Here is a 2,516-nt window from a genome sequence, read left to right on the forward strand (position 1 = left end):
CCCGTCTCGCACTGGGTCGCCGTGGTCTTCGCCGTAGAGGTGGATCCGTCCGAGGTCGCGATCGGCGAGCCCCACAAATTCGACACCCTCCGCTGGTTCACCCCAGCCGGGCTCCCCCACCCCCAGCACTCCCAACTACCGGCAACCCTGGCCCTCTTCCACGACCAGCACCCCGGCCCATCACACCCCGAGGAGCCCTGATGCACCCGATCCTGGTCGAACGGTCCTTCCACGAGCGCGCCACCCGGCACCTGGGCTGGGGCGTCGTGCTCCTGGCAGCCGCCGCAGCGTTCTGGATCTACGCCGCCTGGCAGGTCTTCACGCCGCACACGTTGGAATCGTCGGACCACGAATGCTCTGCGCCGGCCTTCTCGGAACGCGCAGGCCTGTACGACCCCAACTTCGAGGACCTGACCGCAGAGCGGCGATGTGCGGGAGCCCGCGACTGGCCTGGCCCGGTCTCGGCCCTCGTGGTGTCCACACCGTTGGCCACTGTCGGCGGCATGCTCTTCACCTCAGGCACGATGATCAGACGCATCCGCGCCGAGGACGAGACTCTGCGCCGCGCAAGGGACGAGGAAGCGCGCCGCACCAACAGCTGAGTGCTGCCTGCCCTCCGGGGGAGTCGCATAGCGGCCGCCTTTATGAAAGTTGCAGGCGGGTGCAATGGCGCCGGTCGGTGGACCATTCGGCGAACGCCTTCAAGACCTCGCGTTCGAATGAGGGGCTGGTCTCGAAGAAGTCCGCGTTTCCACTGTGCAGATTACTGGGTCTTCGAATTTAAGCGGGCAACGGTGGGGATCGGTCCGCGAGTTGGTGACGTTGGGTGACGGTCGCGGGGTGGAGGTGTCCCGGACGTAAGGAGCCCGCAGCTGTTCGTGATCATGGTTGTTCTTGACGCAACCAGATGACGGACAACTACGGGCTTGAACAGCAACGATACCGAGATCAATGAGTCGGCGACACATCTGCTGGGACTTCAGGGGGTGGGGGTGATCGGCGTCGAGGAACGGGAGGACGGCGTCCGGGTGGTACACGTGGTGACCACCGATCCCGGCGCCCGCGCCTGTCCGGTCTGCGGGGTCTTCGCTTCTGCGCGTAAACAGCGGGCTCTGACCCGGCCGCGGCATCTGCCCTGCGGGGGCCGTCCGGTCGAGATCCAGTGGCACAAGTCGCGGTGGCGTTGCGGGGAAAGTGCGTGCCCGCGTGGGACGTTCACCGAGCAGATACCACAGGTCCCGGCCCGGATGAGGGTCAGTTCGGACCTGCGTCGCGAGGCCGGTGCGGCGGTGTGCGACGGTGGCCGCACCGTCGTCCAGGCAGGCCGTGACCTGGGGCTGTCCTGGCCCATCGTGCAACAAGCCCTGCTCGTGTATGCCGCCGAGGTCCTGGACGAGACGCCCGCGCCGACCGAGGCGATCGGCATCGACGAGACCCGGCGCGGCAAGCCCGTCTGGAAGCAGAACCCGGCCACCGGGAAGTGGGAACTCGTCGCGGATGCCTGGCACATCGGGTTCGTCGACGCGGTCGGCGGCCGGGGCCTGTTCGGCCAGGTCGAGGGCCGCAACGCCGCCAGTGTCGCCGACTGGCTCACCTTCCAGCCCGAACAGTGGAAAGCCCAGGTCAAGTACGTTGCGATCGATCTGTGCGCGACTTTTCGGGCGGCGGTCCGCCGGGCCCTGCCCGAAGCGGTCGTCGTGGTCGATGCCTTCCACGTCGTCCAACTCGCCCAGCGCCACCTCGCCGATCTACGGCGCCGGCTCACCTGGAAACAACACGGACGGCGCGCCCGCAAGGGCGACCCCGTCTACACCGTCCGCAAACTCCTGCGCCGCAACAAGGAAGACCTCACACCCGAGCCACTCGCCCTGCTGTACGGAGAGTTGACCCTGATGGGCACCTACGGAAAGCAGATCCTGGCCGGCTGGAAGGCCAAAGAACTCCTGCGCGACCTGCTGCACCTGGCCGCCAAGCACACCCATATCCACCCCGCCCCGTCCGCGATCTCCGGCGCCCTGCACCGCTTCAACGCCCACATCGCCGACCATGCCCACCTGCCCGAACTGGTCACCCTCGCCGAGACCGTCGAGCAGTGGTGGGACGGCATCCACGCCTACATCACCACCGGCATCACCAACGCCGCCAGCGAAGGGAACAACCGCGTGATCAAGCTCGAAGCGCGCAACGCGTTCGGCTTCCGCAACCGCGCCAACCAGCGCCTCCGCTCACGCTGCGCAACCACGAGACGCGGCCGCCGCGAGCCGTTGCCCGCTTAGATTCGAAGACCCGACATGACGGAGGAGATGCTGGCTCTGGCCCTCGCGAACGCCGAGCGGGCCGGTGCGGCCAACGTCGAGTTCCTCAAGGGCACCATCGAGGCGATCCCGCTCCCGGCGAACACCATCGACGTCGTCATCTCCAACTGCGTCGTCAACCTCTCCATCGACAAGCCCGCCGTGTTCGCGGAGACCTTCCGTGTACTGGCCCCGGGCGGCCGTATCGGCATCTCCGACATC

The 2,516-nt window shown here is 67.4% G+C and carries 2 protein-coding genes and 2 pseudogenes; all 4 read left to right on the forward strand.

Annotation, left to right across the window (positions count from 1 at the left end; genetic code table 11):
* A pseudogene (locus ACRDP3_RS17025) lies at positions 1-201 on the forward strand (hypothetical protein); the annotation flags it as partial.
* On the forward strand, positions 201-602 hold the full coding sequence (locus ACRDP3_RS17030) for a hypothetical protein (protein ID WP_431517807.1): 402 nt from the start codon (positions 201-203) through the stop codon (positions 600-602). The pseudogene ACRDP3_RS17025 and the gene ACRDP3_RS17030, both read left to right, overlap by 1 nt.
* Before the next feature lie 324 nt (positions 603-926).
* Entirely contained in the window at positions 927-2,276 is a 1,350-nt protein-coding gene (locus tag ACRDP3_RS17035; RefSeq protein ID WP_431517808.1) for an ISL3 family transposase, read from the forward strand.
* A gap of 12 nt (positions 2,277-2,288) precedes the next feature.
* Positions 2,289-2,516: pseudogene (locus ACRDP3_RS17040) on the forward strand (methyltransferase domain-containing protein); the annotation flags it as partial.

Source organism: Streptomyces sp., from assembly GCF_050698815.1.
Taxonomy (GTDB): Bacteria; Actinomycetota; Actinomycetes; order Streptomycetales; family Streptomycetaceae; genus Streptomyces.